This window comes from Croceitalea rosinachiae, from assembly GCF_031846445.1.
Classification (GTDB): Bacteria; Bacteroidota; Bacteroidia; order Flavobacteriales; family Flavobacteriaceae; genus Croceitalea; species Croceitalea rosinachiae.
Genome location: NZ_JAVRHR010000001.1, coordinates 832,133 through 847,371 on the forward strand (window position 1 = coordinate 832,133; position 15,239 = coordinate 847,371).

General features: G+C 36.7%; 15 protein-coding genes. 1 reads left to right on the forward strand and 14 read right to left on the reverse strand.

Translation table 11 applies throughout. The features are described 5' to 3' along the window. Positions 1 to 26: 26 nt before the first annotated feature. The 3 genes from RM706_RS03825 to RM706_RS03835 form a co-directional block, all read right to left on the reverse strand. Positions 27 to 2,225: a S8 family serine peptidase gene (locus RM706_RS03825; protein ID WP_311349701.1), complete on the reverse strand. Its 2,199-nt coding sequence runs from the start codon at positions 2,223 to 2,225 to the stop codon at positions 27 to 29. A 150-nt stretch (positions 2,226 to 2,375) separates the two neighbouring features. Next, positions 2,376 to 3,335 (reverse strand): endonuclease/exonuclease/phosphatase family protein, encoded by a 960-nt coding sequence (locus tag RM706_RS03830; protein ID WP_311349702.1) that lies wholly within the window; start codon positions 3,333 to 3,335, stop codon positions 2,376 to 2,378. 50 nt (positions 3,336 to 3,385) lie between these two features. Then, complete coding sequence (locus RM706_RS03835; RefSeq protein WP_311349703.1) at positions 3,386 to 4,156, reverse strand: TMEM175 family protein; 771 nt, start codon at positions 4,154 to 4,156, stop codon at positions 3,386 to 3,388. Positions 4,157 to 4,239: 83 nt separating this feature from the next. Between RM706_RS03835 and hflX the strand changes: the two genes are divergently transcribed. After that, positions 4,240 to 5,451, forward strand: a complete 1,212-nt coding sequence (gene hflX, locus RM706_RS03840; protein WP_311349704.1) for a GTPase HflX — start codon at positions 4,240 to 4,242, stop codon at positions 5,449 to 5,451. A gap of 223 nt (positions 5,452 to 5,674) precedes the next feature. On the opposite strand, the gene RM706_RS03845 is transcribed toward hflX, so the two are convergent. From RM706_RS03845 to RM706_RS03895, 11 genes are all read right to left on the reverse strand, one after another. Continuing rightward, on the reverse strand, positions 5,675 to 6,604 hold the full coding sequence (locus tag RM706_RS03845; protein WP_311349705.1) for a DUF3078 domain-containing protein: 930 nt from the start codon (positions 6,602 to 6,604) through the stop codon (positions 5,675 to 5,677). A gap of 68 nt (positions 6,605 to 6,672) precedes the next feature. Continuing rightward, on the reverse strand, positions 6,673 to 7,179 hold the full coding sequence (locus tag RM706_RS03850; protein ID WP_311349706.1) for a DUF2480 family protein: 507 nt from the start codon (positions 7,177 to 7,179) through the stop codon (positions 6,673 to 6,675). 51 nt (positions 7,180 to 7,230) lie between these two features. Beyond that, positions 7,231 to 7,560 carry an SUF system Fe-S cluster assembly protein gene (locus tag RM706_RS03855; protein ID WP_311349707.1) on the reverse strand — a complete coding sequence of 110 codons (330 nt, stop codon included), beginning with the start codon at positions 7,558 to 7,560 and terminating at the stop codon, positions 7,231 to 7,233. 2 nt (positions 7,561 to 7,562) lie between these two features. Next, positions 7,563 to 7,985 carry a SufE family protein gene (locus tag RM706_RS03860; protein WP_311349708.1) on the reverse strand — a complete coding sequence of 141 codons (423 nt, stop codon included), beginning with the start codon at positions 7,983 to 7,985 and terminating at the stop codon, positions 7,563 to 7,565. A gap of 72 nt (positions 7,986 to 8,057) precedes the next feature. Continuing rightward, the gene (locus RM706_RS03865; protein WP_311349709.1) at positions 8,058 to 9,275 is read right to left on the reverse strand and encodes an aminotransferase class V-fold PLP-dependent enzyme; all 1,218 of its coding nucleotides are present in this window, start codon (positions 9,273 to 9,275) and stop codon (positions 8,058 to 8,060) included. Positions 9,276 to 9,291: 16 nt separating this feature from the next. After that, positions 9,292 to 10,608, reverse strand: coding sequence for a Fe-S cluster assembly protein SufD (gene sufD / locus RM706_RS03870; RefSeq protein WP_311350452.1), 1,317 nt, complete (start codon positions 10,606 to 10,608; stop codon positions 9,292 to 9,294). A 113-nt stretch (positions 10,609 to 10,721) separates the two neighbouring features. Next, entirely contained in the window at positions 10,722 to 11,042 is a 321-nt protein-coding gene (locus tag RM706_RS03875) for a four helix bundle protein (protein ID WP_311349710.1), read from the reverse strand. Between the two features lie 30 nt (positions 11,043 to 11,072). Beyond that, the gene (gene sufC, locus RM706_RS03880) at positions 11,073 to 11,825 is read right to left on the reverse strand and encodes a Fe-S cluster assembly ATPase SufC (RefSeq protein WP_311349711.1); all 753 of its coding nucleotides are present in this window, start codon (positions 11,823 to 11,825) and stop codon (positions 11,073 to 11,075) included. Between the two features lie 88 nt (positions 11,826 to 11,913). Continuing rightward, positions 11,914 to 13,359: a Fe-S cluster assembly protein SufB gene (gene sufB / locus RM706_RS03885; RefSeq protein WP_311349712.1), complete on the reverse strand. Its 1,446-nt coding sequence runs from the start codon at positions 13,357 to 13,359 to the stop codon at positions 11,914 to 11,916. Between the two features lie 45 nt (positions 13,360 to 13,404). Next, entirely contained in the window at positions 13,405 to 13,734 is a 330-nt protein-coding gene (locus RM706_RS03890; protein ID WP_311349713.1) for a HesB/IscA family protein, read from the reverse strand. Positions 13,735 to 13,889: 155 nt separating this feature from the next. Then, complete coding sequence (locus tag RM706_RS03895) at positions 13,890 to 15,236, reverse strand: hypothetical protein (protein ID WP_311349714.1); 1,347 nt, start codon at positions 15,234 to 15,236, stop codon at positions 13,890 to 13,892. Positions 15,237 to 15,239: the final 3 nt, after the last annotated feature.

The following is a 15,239-nucleotide window of genomic DNA, read 5'->3' on the forward strand; positions in this document are numbered from 1 at the left end:
ACTTTTATTTTATCCTATTACTACAGTTAGTCCTTAAAAAATTTAGCGCTTTTAATACCACTATAATCTTGAAGGGTAATTACATAAAGCCCGGATGATAAGTCAGCAACGTCAATAATTTCATTGGCATTACCGCTCTTAATGGTATTTCCTGATGTACTTCTTATAGTATAATAGGCATCTTTTGAAATATCCGCCGACACATGAAGCTCTTCAACTGCCGGATTTGGATAAAGGTGCATTGACAATTCTTCTGTATATGATAATGGTTCAAAAAACAATGCTTCAGTGTCGGCCCCATTGAATTCAAATTGCAATTCTTCGGAAAATTCAGAAGTCAAATTTTGTGAACATACTGCTCTTACTCGAACCCTATAAATTTCTCCCATTGATAAGTCTTCTAAAATTGTTTGTCCCTCCCATGAGGTTATAGTCATCCAATTATTGGCGTACGTTTCTTTGTATTGAAGTTCATATAAGATATCTTCCTCAGCGTTCCAAACTAAGGTACAACCACTTTCATTTGCCATCTCAATTTCTAAGTTCTCAGGTGCTTCACTTAAACTACATGGTGTCAATTTTGCTCCTGTTACTATCAAAGAGAAAGCTTGCGCTCCATGTTGTAATTTTCCTTTATGCGATACTGTAATCGTATACTCGCCCCAGGCATTAGTTACGTCAACTCGTTCAAAAGGGTCTACAACATTATCTCCAGTTATTGCTTCGGCATCCGCTTGAGCAGCTCTTAACTTCCATGGAAAATAAGTCTCTTCATTCTTAGTAATTCGAATATCCAAATCATTAACCAATGCAGCAGTAGTTGCATTAAAATCACCTCTGTTGATGTATGTGCCTTCAATATCGGTCCAAGAGATTGAAGCTATTAGGGGTTCATTTCCATTTGCCTGTACAGTAATAGAGTAACTGTCACCATCATTTAAACGTTCTTCATTTACTATACTACTGTATTCTTTGTTTTTTAATACCTCTCCAGCCCTTTGAGTATTAAGGACGCCCCATCCCATTTTATAATCAGGGCCGGGTGCCTGCACATCATCTGCGGTATGTAATGCCAAACCTTTTAAGGTGGATGCCTTCATAAATGAACTATATAATTCTTCATGATATTGCTGTAACAATAACAAAGAACCTGTTACCCCTGGTGCGGCCATTGAGGTTCCCATGGCACTATGGTAACTTGAATTATTGTTAGAACTGGTGGAGTATATCAATGATCCATCTCCGGCCAAATCTGGTTTAATACGCCCGTCATCAATTGGTCCAAAACTACTGTATCTAGAGACTGTGGCGTCTTTGAGGCCGCCATTGTTGGTCAGTTTTACATCCGCTCCGGCAACGACCAATCCATTTTTTGCCGTAGTAAAGCCCAAAAGTAAATCAAAACCATCTTGTGATTTTCCATAATTAGGACGTTCGTTATCATATGAATTTTGAGAATTCCCAGCTGCGCTCACCATTAAATAATAAGGTGCATTGTACATGATTTTATCCCAATCTTGTGATACTTTTATGTAACTGCCAAAGTACCAATCTGGAACGCGGTCCGTTTTAATACCGTAAGAATGATTGGATAAAAGAAGCCCGTTAGCTGCAGCTTCCGCCACTTCAATCTTATCTCGGGTCCAATTATAGGTCCTGGCCTCCGCTTTAAAAGCAATCCCTCTTGCTTTTTCTCTTACTCCTGAGGAAACAAGTGTTCCCGTAACCATTGTTCCATGTGAATCTATTTCTTGACTATGATCTGCATTTATAACTCTATAATCAAACTCTTGGTGTGTGGTCAAGGCAGTCCCTGCATCCCATACACCAACTTGCATCCCAAAACCGGCAATATCTGCGTCTAAAGCTCCCCCTTTATAAAAAGAGTCAGCTCTAGAAACTTTACTTGTTGGATTCATGTACGTGGTGTAAAACAAGGGTGTACCATCGGTACCTATTGAATTCAGAGCAACTACGGTACCATCAAGTTCTTTTTTACTCAATTGCCATTGATTGTGCTTAGCCAATGATTGTACTTGTTGCTCTTGAATCTGAGCTTCTTTTTTAAAACTTGAAATAAGCTCCTCAAATTTGATAGCATCGTAAGAATTCGCAATCAACTTACGTTGTTCGCTAGATTGACCGGTAGCCAATAATGAAATCAAAAATGTGAAGATGAAAAGTGAAAAAAAGCCTTTCCCCAAAGTAGGTTTTTTGCAATCCATAATTTTGTATAAGTAAGATTTGGACTACAAATGTATTTTCGATTCAATTATTATCGATAAAAACCTTAATTATTTCGATGAATAGCATGATTTAATACGTTGACTTGTTGTGAAACTATAAAATTGTGTTGTGTAGTATTTTTCTTTCTTTTATGAATTAAGCTTAAGGATTATATAAACAGGAAAATGGTCGCTATATCCGCCAATGTACTTTTTACCTGCATAGGTTCGGAAAGGGTTTCCTTTGTATTTACCTTTCCATTCTTTTAAAAACTCCGGCGAAAACACCTCAGCTTTTTTAAAGCTATGGGTACCCCTCTCAAAGTTCAAAAAGCTATGGGAAAAGATAACTTGGTCAAAAAGACTCCACGCTCCTTTATAGTTTGCACTACCACTATTTGGAGATAGTAACTTTTGCATCGGATTGATAAACAAGCCAGAATCCATTAATGTTTTAATACTCTCTGAATTTGGATCGTCATTAAAATCCCCCATAAGAATAATATTCAACTCACTACTTTCAGCTTGTAACGACCCAACTTTTTCTAATATGGTCTTCGCTGCTTCAATACGCTTATATGCTGTTTGATCAGCGCCATCTCTGCGTGACGGCCAATGGTTTACAAAAACATGAACTTCTTCTCTATTAAGCTTTCCTTTCACATATAAAATATCTCTTGTTAAATCACGATTTCCGTTCTGAGAATTAATAAGCAAAGGTATCGTCTCCACTGCTATTACTTCAAAATAATCTCTATGATAAATTAGTGCTGTATCAATTCCTCTTTCATCAGGCGAATCAAAATGCACATAATCATAATTAATGTCTTCTAACTCATCTGTAGTCAATAGTTTTTCAATTACACTTCCGTTTTCTACTTCGGCAATACCCAATAAAACCGGTGGTAATTCAGAATCTCCTTCACCTATATGGGCAATTGCCTTAGCAAGCTTATTTGATTTTTTGTAGAACTTTTTTTCATTCCATTTTTTGAACCCTTTAGGAGTAAAGTCATCATCTAACACATAGGCGTCATTTGTAGTGTCAAAATAATTTTCGAGATTGTAAAAAGCAATTGTGAAACGATTCGAAAACTTTTCTTTTTCCATAAAGTCTTTTTAAATCAGCTTAAATTTTAGAATAATGTGTAATTGGCATTCTAATTCTGGTCTAAGTCCACCATTTGGCGAATTCTATATTTTTTGTAAAGTGGAATCACAATAGGTGTGAGCAAGTACACCATACCTGAATAGCCTGCTGCTCGACCTCCGAAAATGATCACAACCAAAATAGATACTATCGCTATTGACATTAGCAAGAAGTATTCGCGTATAAAAGTCTTCGTAATATATATTTCTTTTAGATTTAACTTAAGATACTTAGCCTGTTTAAGTGCATTCAGATGCATAAGAATAATTATTAAGTATATAAAGAACAACCCTAGGCCAAAACGAATCATAAGATCTTCCCATTGCTCGACATTCAAATCTGCCGCATCTAGATTGCGCAAAGCAGTTTGAAGAGCTTCAGAAGTATCACCCATATTTCTTTTTATTATGGCATATATAGCGGTACCGATATAAGAGAAAAGGTATTTTAACGGATAGATATAAAACAACAATACAAATAGGAATAAAGCATTAAGCACTTTTGTTTTTGCATCATTTAAGCCGTAGTATAGGAAAAAGTTACTGTGATTGTTCCATAAGCCCAATAAAAGAATAGTACAAAAAATAAAGCCTATAAAGCTATACATAGAGGCTTGAAGTTCAATATATGTTGTGGGTACCTGAGAAGAAATTACCAACAACGTAATCGAAAAACCGAATACCGCATCAGTTAGGTTTTCTAGACGCGTAGTTTGAATACCCCGATATCTAAATCCTTCTTTTGAAACCTCTTTAGTTATGCCAAGTAATTTCTTCTTCATAGGGTTCTCATCATATTAAACTAAGTGAAAAATACAAAAAACGACTTGCAAACATTATGTAGCTTTGCACATTAAAGAATTTTATGCTAGAAAAAAAGACGGTTGACTATGAGAAATCGGTGCTAATTGGAGTGATTAACCAGCACCAAGACCAGACCAAAGTCACAGAATATCTGGATGAATTGGAATTCTTGACCTATACTGCAGGTGGCGAAGTTTTAAAACGTTTTGTACAGCGCATGGATGTTCCCAACCCCAAGACGTTGATAGGAAGCGGAAAAATGGAAGAGGTTGAGAAATTTGTAAAGGCCAATGAAATAGGTGCTGTTATTTTTGATGATGAACTTTCGCCTGCGCAACAACGAAATATCGAAAAAATGCTACGCTGTAAAATCATTGACCGTACCAGTTTGATTCTTGATATTTTTGCCCAACGCGCTCAAACAAGCTACGCACGCACTCAAGTAGAATTAGCACAATACCAATATTTACTACCTAGACTTACTGGCTTATGGACTCACTTAGAACGTCAAAAAGGGGGTATCGGTATGCGGGGACCTGGGGAAACTGAGATTGAAACAGATAGGCGAATTGTTCGAGATAGAATTTCACTACTTAAAAAGAAGCTCCAAAAGATTGATCGTCAAATGGAGACCCAGCGTGGTAATCGTGGTTCTTTGGTACGTGTAGCATTAATTGGATATACCAATGTGGGCAAATCAACCCTTATGAACGTTGTCAGTAAAAGTGACGTTTTTGCGGAGAATAAACTATTTGCTACGCTTGATACCACGGTTCGAAAAGTAGTTTTGGGCAACTTGCCTTTTCTGTTAAGCGATACCGTCGGTTTTATAAGAAAACTACCCACCCAATTAGTAGAAAGTTTTAAAAGTACTTTAGACGAGGTCCGCGAAGCAGATTTATTACTTCACATTATTGATATATCACATCCTCAATTTGAAGAGCATATTGAGTCGGTCAACAAGATTTTAGATGAAATTAAAAGTGCTGATAAAAAAACGATAATGGTCTTCAATAAAATAGATCAATACCAACCAGAAGTTATTGATGAAGATGATTTGGTGACCGAAAAGACCAAAATCCATTTTACTTTAGAAGAATGGAAAAAGACTTGGTACAATAAAATAGGTGACAGAGCGCTCTTTATTTCAGCCTTGAATAAAGAGAATCTTGACGACTTTAGAAAACGGGTATATAATGAAGTTCGTGACATTCATGTAACGCGTTTCCCCTATAACAATTTTTTGTATCCAGAACATTTAGATGAATACTAGTTTTTCTGTCAGAAAAAACTTGAATTTAATTTCTCTACAATTTATTGGGGTTATACATCAAAAAATTAGCAGCTATATTTCAATGACATACATTTGGTAATAGATAAAAACAATAGTTCTCCCCAAGGCTATTGTTTACCAAACAAATTGAACTAAATAACCTAACTAAAAAAGCCTCTGATTTAAAATCAGAGGCTTTTTGTTTTATCTTAGTTTCTATGCTCTAGTTGAAATTATAACTTAATCCTAAGGTCCAATAGGTCTGTAGGTCATTATCGATATTATCAAAAGTGGCTCCTGTGTTTCCAAGCGTATTAAGCTCATAGTTCAAAGCTTCCTGGGCATTATTACGTAATCCAAAGTCAAATCCGACACCGATCATTTTCCAAAGTGTATATGAAAATGAGTTTGTCCACTGCCAATTGCTTAAATCACCAGATTCGTAACTCTGAAACATCGATAGGTTTGTCTTAAATGCCACTGCGCCTAACTGTCTTGTATAATCTGCTACAATTTTTGCCCCCAATGAGGAGTTAAAAACCGTATCGTCATCGGCAAAGACAAAGTTGTAGTTTAAGGGATGTATCACAACAACCAAGTTTTGAACAGGTGTCCAAGTAGCACCAACCCCCAAATCTAAATATCCAGGATCATTGAAGTTGCTCAAAATAGTTGTTCTATATTCCATTAAACCAGAAACTGCCCATTTATCGCTTAATTTACGTCCATAAAGCGAGGATATATTAAAAACGTCCGTCGCTTGTCTAAATCCATCATCGTCATTCGGATCATCTTCATCGTCCAGCTTCACCCAGTTAAGGTTAGTGGTCAATGCGTTTCTCCAAAAAAACTTTTCTTGTTGAAGATTGGCAAAACCATTTACGGTAAAACCGATATTTCCAGCAGAGTTGTTTGGAAAACCTTGGGCATACCAATTACTAAAATTTGATAAGCTACCTCCGATGGTTCCAAAAGCTCCTACTTTCCAGCCGGGCAAGGCATCTATTTGCGCTTGTAAAGCGTCAGCCCGACCTTGAATAGCTGCAATAGAGTCTTTTTTAGTAGCCAAAGTAGCCTTAAGTTCCTCTTCTGTTTGAGCGCTAATATTTAACGCCACAAACATTAATGCAAAAGCGAGTACAATTTTTTTCATTTGTGTATAATGTTTAGTGTATTAGAACCGTAAAAGTAAGAATTGTCACATAGCTGTAAAAGAAAAGCTTACTTTCTCTTAAATAGCGGTACTGATGAGCATGCCTCTCCATACATTACACTTTTTGCAACGGCTTGAATCTTTGCCATAGCCATTAAATAAGCATTCTGAGGAACTGGTTTATTGGCACATCCCTTTATAATAACCGGCTTATTTTCAAACTCAGAAATGTCAAGGTTCTCTAGAATAGTTTGATAAATCGCAGATTCAAGCTGCTCTAAATTGCCAACCATCACTTTTTTTACAAAAGGAGTTAATCTTGAAGTTACTAACATATAGGCCCATCCAGGAATAATCGCATCAGAAGAACAAGTCAACGCGATATAGGCACCTTTATACTGTCTCCAATCTTGCGAATCAATAAAGGTGCGAAATTCTTTTTCTCTAAGAATGATATCTTCATAAAGCCAGTCCTTAATGTCCAAAACGATTCTTTCTCCTTCTGGATAAAAATCTTCAAGATCAAAAGTCACCAATTTACTTTGTGCTACTCTATTTACTATTTCTTTTTCCATTTTATCAATTCATAGAGGTCACGATTGCGCTCAACATGACAACAGATTAGTTTACAACATCCCAAGCTCTAATTTGGCTTCTTCACTCATTAAATCTTGCGTCCAAGGTGGATCAAAAGTAATTTCTACTTCAGCATCTTTTACAGCATCCAAAGATTTTACTTTTTCCTCAACTTCAACAGGTAGTGTCTCAGCAACGGGGCAATTAGGAGAAGTCAATGTCATCAAAATTTTAACATCATTATCTTCATTTACAAAGACATCATAGATTAATCCTAGTTCATAAATATCAACAGGAATTTCTGGGTCATAAATTGTCTTTAAAACCCGAACTATTTTATCTCCTAATTCTACCGTATCTATAGTTGTTTCTTCGCTCATTTTTAATTTAATTGTGTTTGATAGGCAACCGCGTACAATTTTAATTGCTTAATCATACTTACCAAACCGTTGGCTCTGGTAGGTGATAAGTGTTCTTTCAACCCTATTTGATCAATAAAATTGGTATTTGCATCAATAATATCTTGCGGTTTTTGATTGCTAAAAGCCCGTATTAATATGGCAATAATACCTTTTGTGATGATTGCATCGCTATCTGCGGTAAATACTAGTTTGTCGTCTTCAAGTTCAGCGTGCACCCAAACTTTACTCTGACAACCTTTGATAATATTATCGTCTGTTTTGTATTGATTGTCAATTAGTGGTAATGCCTTGCCCAAATCAATCATATATTCATAGCGTTGCATCCAGTCATCAAACATGCTGAATTCGTCTATTATGTCATTCTGTATTGACTCAATACTCATAGCTGAAATTTATGCAAAAATACAATTAGGCTAACTGTTAATCAAAAGATTGGGAAAATGTTAAGTTGTGTATTAGAGCAGCATATTTTTCGCTCGTTTTACCCCTTCCACCAAAACGTCCACCTCTTCCATGGTATTATAAAAGCTAAAACTTGCCCTTACCGTACCGGGAATTTTATAAAAATCCATTATCGGTTGTGCACAATGGTGTCCAGTTCTTACAGCAATTCCTAATTTATCCAAAATGGTTCCAATATCATACGGATGAATATGTTCAATATTAAATGAAATTACCGAGGTCTTGTTCTTAGCTGTACCGTAAATTTTAAGGCCTTCAATCTTTAGCAATTCTGATGTGGCATATTCCAAAAGTTCGTGCTCATAAACCGCAATATCATCAAAACCTAGACTGTTCATATAGTCCAAAGCTGCACCAAAAGCAATTCCCCCACAGATATTGGGTGTTCCAGCCTCAAACTTATGTGGCAAATCGGCGTAAGTGGTTTTGTCAAAAGTAACCTCGGCAATCATTTCACCACCACCTTGATAAGGTGGTAATTTTTTTAGCCAAAATTCTTTGCCATAGAGCATTCCTACCCCAGTTGGCCCACAAACTTTATGAGCAGAAATCGTATAAAAATCGACATCTAAAGCTTGCAAATCTGCTTTGATATGCGGTGCTGCCTGTGCACCATCGACCAAAACAGCTGCGCCTACCTTATGTGAAGCTTTGATAATTTCCTCAATAGGATTAATCGTGCCCAACGCATTGGAAACATGATTACAAAAGACCAATTTCGTTCTTTCAGATATGAGCTTATGAAAATCTTCCATCACCAATTCTCCATTTTGATTCATGGGGATGACCTTTAGAACTGCTCCTGTGCGCTCGCAAAGCATTTGCCAAGGCACTATATTAGAGTGGTGTTCCATGGCAGAGACCAAAATTTCATCGTCCTTACTTAAATAAGAAGAAAAACCACTAGCTACAAGGTTAATACTATGTGTAGTGCCAGAAGTCAAGATGACTTCATGCGATTTAGCAATATTAAAGTGTTTCTGAATTTTGATTCTCGCCTCCTCATACGCATCAGTTGCCTCTTGAGATAAGGTATGTACACCACGATGAATATTGGCGTTTAACCGGCGGTAATAATCTACAATTACATCAATAACCTGGTTAGGGGTTTGTGAGGTAGCGGCATTGTCTAAATACACCAAAGATTTACCATTGACCTCTCGGTTTAGGATTGGGAAATCAGTTCGAATCCTTTCTACATTAAAACGCACGCTTATAAAAGTTTAATTAAAGGTCAAACCCAAGGTTTACTCCCAATTTTTTAGCTATCAACTTATTGATTCTCGCTTTTAACTCAGGAATACGCACACTTTCTAAAACGTTATTTGCAAAAGCATACATTAATAAAGCACGGGCCTCTTTTTTACCAATACCTCTTGACTGCATATAAAATAGTGCGTCTTCATCAAGCTGACCTATGGTACAGCCGTGAGAGCACTTTACATCATCTGCAAAAATTTCTAGCTGTGGTTTTGTGTTGATTGTGGCCTTATCACTAATAAGAATATTATTGTTCTGCTGAAAGGCATTTGTCTTTTGGGCAATTTTATCTACGATAATTTTCCCATTAAAAACTCCTGTAGAATTCTCACCATAAATTCCTTTATAGTCTTGATGACTTTCGCAATTTGGTTCTATATGATGCACCAAAGTATGATGGTCTACATGTTGTTTTTCACCAAGAATGGTCACTCCTTTCATGGTAGAGTCCATATACTCTCCATTCTGATAGAAGTTTAGATTATTTCGCGTCAGTTTTCCTCCAAAAGAAAAAGTATGCACATTGACATTACTCTTACTTTTTTGATTGATATAGGTGTTATCAATTAACGAAGCCCCACTGGTATCGTTTTGTATTTTATAATAATCTACTATGGCATTTTGGGCCGCAAAAATCTCAGTTACCGAGTTGGTCAATACGGCATTTGTGGTCAAACTTTGATGCCGTTCTATAATCTGTACCTCAGCATTCTCTTCAACAATAATTAAGTTTCTAGGTTGTAACATTAAAGATGCTTCATTACCCGTGGCGAAATGAACGATTTCAACCGGTTTTTTAGGCATCTTATTCTTTGGAATATAGATATAGGCCCCCTCGCGACTGAATGCTGTATTTAAAGTCGTTAGCGATTCATCTTTAGAGGCCACCTTATTAAAATAGACATCTATGATTTGTTTGTACATAGGTTTGGTCAATGCCGAACTCATGAGGCAAATATCAACACCATCGTGCGTGGTTTCTGACAGGAAAGAGCTGTAAATGCCATCTATAAAAACAATTTTATAGGTGTCTATTTCGTGAAGAAAATAGCGTTTTACATCTTTATATTCTAAAGTATTCTCTTGCTTTGGAAAAATACTGAAGTCTATTTTCTGAAGACTATTCAGGGAGGTATACTTCCATGCTTCCTCTTTTTTTGTAGGAAACCCTTTTTCTTCAAAATTCTTTATCGCTTCGGTACGGACATCATGAACAGGATGTTCTACATCTACATTGTTCTCAAATGCCATAAAGGAAGAAATCAATTTCTCTTTTAAATCCATTATATTCAGTTTCATGTTTTTGGTTTCAAAGTTTCAGGTTCACCTTCCTTAAACTTGTTGCCCTTGAAATCTTTTTTGTTCAAATAATTCATAAAATTTGCAATTCTTCTGCTTTAGGCTTCATATTCAGAATTCAATTGCAATAGTTCTTTCTCATTCATGTATTCATTGTCAAAAACACGATACAATTGGGACCTTGTTTCTCCAGCTGATGGTTTAGCTACTGATAGAAATTGTCGAAATTCTAAATTACCATCTCTTTCAAAACCCTCTGCAATATTATCCATTACTGAACCGCAGGAAGCTTTGATTTGATCTCTTAGCTTAAAGTCCGATTTTAAATCAGTATTCTTTGAAATACTTATAATAGATTTTGAAAGTCGTGTAGCTTCTTGCCATATTTCTAAATCTTCAAAACGTTTGATAGTTGCCATAACTTGAAACTAGAAACAAAAGAAACTTTATTAAGCCACCGTTTCCTGCTTAATCCAATCGTAACCTTTTTCCTCTAGTTCCATTGCCAATTCTTTACCACCAGATTTCACAATTTTACCATTATGGAGTACGTGCACAAAATCAGGAACGATGTAGTCTAGCAATCTTTGGTAGTGTGTGATCACAATCACAGCATTGTCTTTACTCTTCAATTTATTGACCCCATTGGCCACGATACGAAGTGCATCAATATCTAGTCCGGAATCGGTTTCATCCAAAATGGCCACCTTGGGTTCTAACATTGCCATCTGAAAAATTTCATTACGTTTTTTCTCTCCTCCAGAAAAACCCTCATTCAACGAACGAGATAAAAATTTTCTATCAATTTCCAAGAGCTCCGATTTTTCGCGTATAAGTTTCAGCATCTGATTTGCCGGCATATCTTCTAAACCTCTACCTTTTCGAGATTCGTTGATTGCGGTCTTCATAAAATTGGTCACTGAAACACCAGGAATCTCAACCGGATACTGAAAGGACAAGAAAATACCTTTATGAGCGCGTTCTTCAGGAGCTGTATCTTCTAAGTCTTCTCCTTCTAAAACAACAGAACCTCTAGTAATCTCGAATTCTTCTTTTCCTGCTATAACAGAAGCTAGCGTACTTTTACCTGAACCGTTTGGTCCCATAATGGCATGTACCTCGCCAGATTTGACTTCAAGATTAATTCCTCTTAATATTTCTTTGTCTTCTACACTAGCGTGTAAATCTTTAATCTCTAACATTGTTCTATTTTAAATATTTTGGTGTTTTGAGTGGTTTCCCAAAATCAGCTTAAGTATTTTACAATTCCATTTTTCAAAGGATTTTCGGTTATCCCACAGATCCTTCAAGACTTATTTCCAATAGTTTTTGCGCCTCGACAGCGAACTCCATAGGCAGTTTGTTCAAAACCTCTTTGCTAAATCCGTTTACAATTAGTGCTATGGCTTTTTCTGTGTCTATACCCCTTTGATTACAATAAAATATCTGGTCTTCCCCTATTTTACTAGTCGTAGCCTCATGTTCTATCTGAGCTGATTTATTTCTTGCCTCGATATAAGGAAATGTATGTGCGCCGCATTCATTGCCCATTAATAAGGAATCACACTGAGAAAAATTACGGGCATTTTCTGCTCTAGAACCTATTTGTACCAATCCCCTATAGCTATTTTGTGATTTGCCCGCGGAAATCCCTTTAGAAATAATAGTGCTCTTGGTATTCTTTCCAAGATGAATCATTTTCGTTCCAGTATCTGCCTGCTGGTAGTTATTAGTAACCGCAATGGAATAAAACTCGCCAACTGAATTATCCCCTTTCAAAATACATGAAGGGTATTTCCATGTCACGGCTGAACCTGTTTCTACTTGTGTCCAAGAAATTTTAGAACTCTTTTCGCACAACCCTCTTTTTGTTACGAAGTTGTATACTCCACCTTTGCCTTCGCTATCGCCTGGGAACCAGTTTTGTACCGTTGAGTATTTTATTTCCGCATCGTCCAATGCTATTAACTCTACTACAGCAGCATGCAGTTGATTTTCATCTCTTGAAGGTGCTGTACAACCTTCTAAATAGCTCACATAACTACTTTCATCCGCAATAACTAGCGTGCGTTCAAACTGACCTGTTCCGCCCTCGTTTATTCTAAAATAGGTGGAAAGCTCCATTGGACACCTTACCCCTTTGGGAATATAGCAAAATGAACCATCTGTAAAAACAGCTGAATTCAAGGCTGCATAAAAATTATCCGTTTTAGGTACAACAGTACCCATATATTTCTTGACCAATTCAGGATGTTCTTGGATTGCCTCAGAGATTGGCATAAAGATGATTCCTTTTTCGGCCAAGGTTTTCTTAAACGTTGTAGCTACGGAAACGGAATCAACAACAATGTCAACTGCTACATTTTGTAATCGCTTTTGTTCATCAACAGAGATGCCCAGTTTTCTGTACATCTCTAACAATTCTGGATCAACATCATCCAACGATTTGTTAGGGTCTGCTTTTTTTGGTGCCGAATAATAACTTATTGCTTGAAAATCTGGCTTCTGATAATGTACATTCGCCCACTCCGGTTCTTCCATGGATTCCCATATTCTAAAGGCTTCCAATCGCCACTCCGTCATCCATTTGGGTTCATTTTTCTTTTTAGAAATTGCTCGAACAATATCTGCATTTAAGCCTTTAGGAAAAGTGTCCGATTCTATATCGGTATAGAAACCATATTCATACTCTTTGGTTTCGAGCTCTTTTTTTAATTCTTCCTCTGTATACGCCATGTTCTCTCAATTAGTCAATTAACAATAAGCAATCAACAATTTAATTTATAATGAAAAGCTCTCTCCGCAACCACAAGTACGTTGTGCATTGGGATTATTAAATACAAATCCTTTTCCGTTAAGCCCCCCTGAATATTCTAAAGTGGTGCCAACTAGATATAAAAAGCTTTTTTTATCAACTATAATTCGAACTGCATTATCCTCAAAAATCTTATCGGTTTCGCCATGATTCTTATCAAAATCAAGTTCATATGATAGTCCGCTGCATCCCCCGCTTTTTACACCAACACGCACGTAATCTGTACTAGCGTCAAAACCAGACTCTGTCATTAGCGCCACCACTTTTTGTTTTGCAGTCTCAGATACTTTTATCATTATTACTAAGATTAATTCTAAATAGCTTACAAATATAGGTCTTAGAACGTATTATAACCTATTTCCTAACATTATTATAACGTATATTTTGATAAGCTTTCTCTATGGAAAAGTTAAACAGAATAATTTGAGGTTGAAAACTGGAATTTTATAGCTTATTCAATCTTTAAAACCACCAAATCAAGGCCTCCTTTATGTTCAATTTCTGGAAAGTCAGTGCTCTCGGTTTCTCCAACAAAAATTAGACTTCCATCTACTGTTTCAAAGGCATCGTAACCGAAATCTAAACCGGTGCCGCCAATAGTTTTTTGCCATTTAATTTTACCGTCGGGGTCGGTTGTTATAATCCAAAGGTCATTTTCGCCAAAATTCGCCGTAACGTCATTCCCAAAACTTTTGGAATTTCCGGATATGATAAATCCGCCATCATTGGCCAAGCTTATACTGTGTGCAGCATCAAAAGCAGGTCCGCCATAACTTTGTTCCCAAAGCAATTCTCCATTATCATCAAACTTGACCAACCAAATATCCGATTCGCCATTATTTTTTGAAACTTGAGCATCGCGACTGAAGGTGTTTCCAATAATGGCATAGGCGCCATCATTTGTTTTTACAATATCATGAGATTGATCGATTCCTGTTCCGCCAAAAGACTTTTCCCATTCTAAATTACCGTTTTTATCCACCTTTACCACCCAATAATCATAACTTCCTTTTGGATCAGAAATATCAAAATCATCGCTTTCAGAAGCTCCCGACAAAATAAAACCCCCATCATTAGCATTCATTACCCCAAAAGAACGGTCATTATTCGTTCCTCCAAAGTATTTTTGCCATATTAAATCACCATTAGCATCTATTCGTGTTCCCCAAAATTCACCAACTCCATGAGCTGTTTCCCTTGATTTATCTGTACTGCCTTCGCCATTGGAGGAAGTCACATCTAAAAACCCCGAAAAGAAAAAGCCTCCATCAACAGTTTCAATAATATCATATGAATGATCGTGCCCAGAAAATCCAAAGCTCTTTTCCCAAAGAATATTACCTGAAGTATCTAATTTTAAAATCCAATTATCATGAAAACCCTCATTATTGCTTCCATCGCCATCATCACTCATGGCATAACCAGTAATTGCATAACCCCCATCTGAAGTTTGAATCGCCTGTTGCCCACGGTCATCTTTACTACCACCATAGGTTCTGTTCCATTGTAAACTTCCTTCAGTATCAAATTTTAAAAACCAATAGTCATTTACCGCTAAGGATTTGTCTGCCAAATCTCCATCCGTACTATTGGTAAAACCGAATACAGCAAAACCTCCATCGGAAGTAGGCATTACAGAGCGTGGTGTGTCATTACCAGAACCGCCAAAATTTTGAATCCAGGCCACACTTCCAAAATCTCTCAAATCGTCATCATTGTTTGAGGAATCATTTCCTGAATCATCAGAAGAACAGGCAAACAATAAAAAAACACTCAAAAAACCGAATATCTTTCTCATAAC

Excerpts from the sequence above, each read along its gene's own strand:
- RM706_RS03825 (WP_311349701.1), bottom strand. The coding sequence starts at position 2,225 with ATGGATTGCAAAAAACCTACTTTGGGGAAAGGCTTTTTTTCACTTTTC.
- RM706_RS03830 (WP_311349702.1), bottom strand. The coding sequence starts at position 3,335 with ATGGAAAAAGAAAAGTTTTCGAATCGTTTCACAATTGCTTTTTACAAT.
- RM706_RS03835 (WP_311349703.1), bottom strand. The coding sequence starts at position 4,156 with ATGAAGAAGAAATTACTTGGCATAACTAAAGAGGTTTCAAAAGAAGGA.
- hflX (WP_311349704.1), top strand. The coding sequence starts at position 4,240 with ATGCTAGAAAAAAAGACGGTTGACTATGAGAAATCGGTGCTAATTGGA.
- RM706_RS03845 (WP_311349705.1), bottom strand. The coding sequence starts at position 6,604 with ATGAAAAAAATTGTACTCGCTTTTGCATTAATGTTTGTGGCGTTAAAT.
- RM706_RS03850 (WP_311349706.1), bottom strand. The coding sequence starts at position 7,179 with ATGGAAAAAGAAATAGTAAATAGAGTAGCACAAAGTAAATTGGTGACT.
- RM706_RS03855 (WP_311349707.1), bottom strand. The coding sequence starts at position 7,560 with ATGAGCGAAGAAACAACTATAGATACGGTAGAATTAGGAGATAAAATA.
- RM706_RS03860 (WP_311349708.1), bottom strand. The coding sequence starts at position 7,985 with ATGAGTATTGAGTCAATACAGAATGACATAATAGACGAATTCAGCATG.
- sufD (WP_311350452.1), bottom strand. The coding sequence starts at position 10,608 with ATGGATTTAAAAGAGAAATTGATTTCTTCCTTTATGGCATTTGAGAAC.
- RM706_RS03875 (WP_311349710.1), bottom strand. The coding sequence starts at position 11,042 with ATGGCAACTATCAAACGTTTTGAAGATTTAGAAATATGGCAAGAAGCT.
- sufC (WP_311349711.1), bottom strand. The coding sequence starts at position 11,825 with ATGTTAGAGATTAAAGATTTACACGCTAGTGTAGAAGACAAAGAAATA.
- sufB (WP_311349712.1), bottom strand. The coding sequence starts at position 13,359 with ATGGCGTATACAGAGGAAGAATTAAAAAAAGAGCTCGAAACCAAAGAG.
- RM706_RS03890 (WP_311349713.1), bottom strand. The coding sequence starts at position 13,734 with ATGATAAAAGTATCTGAGACTGCAAAACAAAAAGTGGTGGCGCTAATG.
- RM706_RS03895 (WP_311349714.1), bottom strand. The coding sequence starts at position 15,236 with ATGAGAAAGATATTCGGTTTTTTGAGTGTTTTTTTATTGTTTGCCTGT.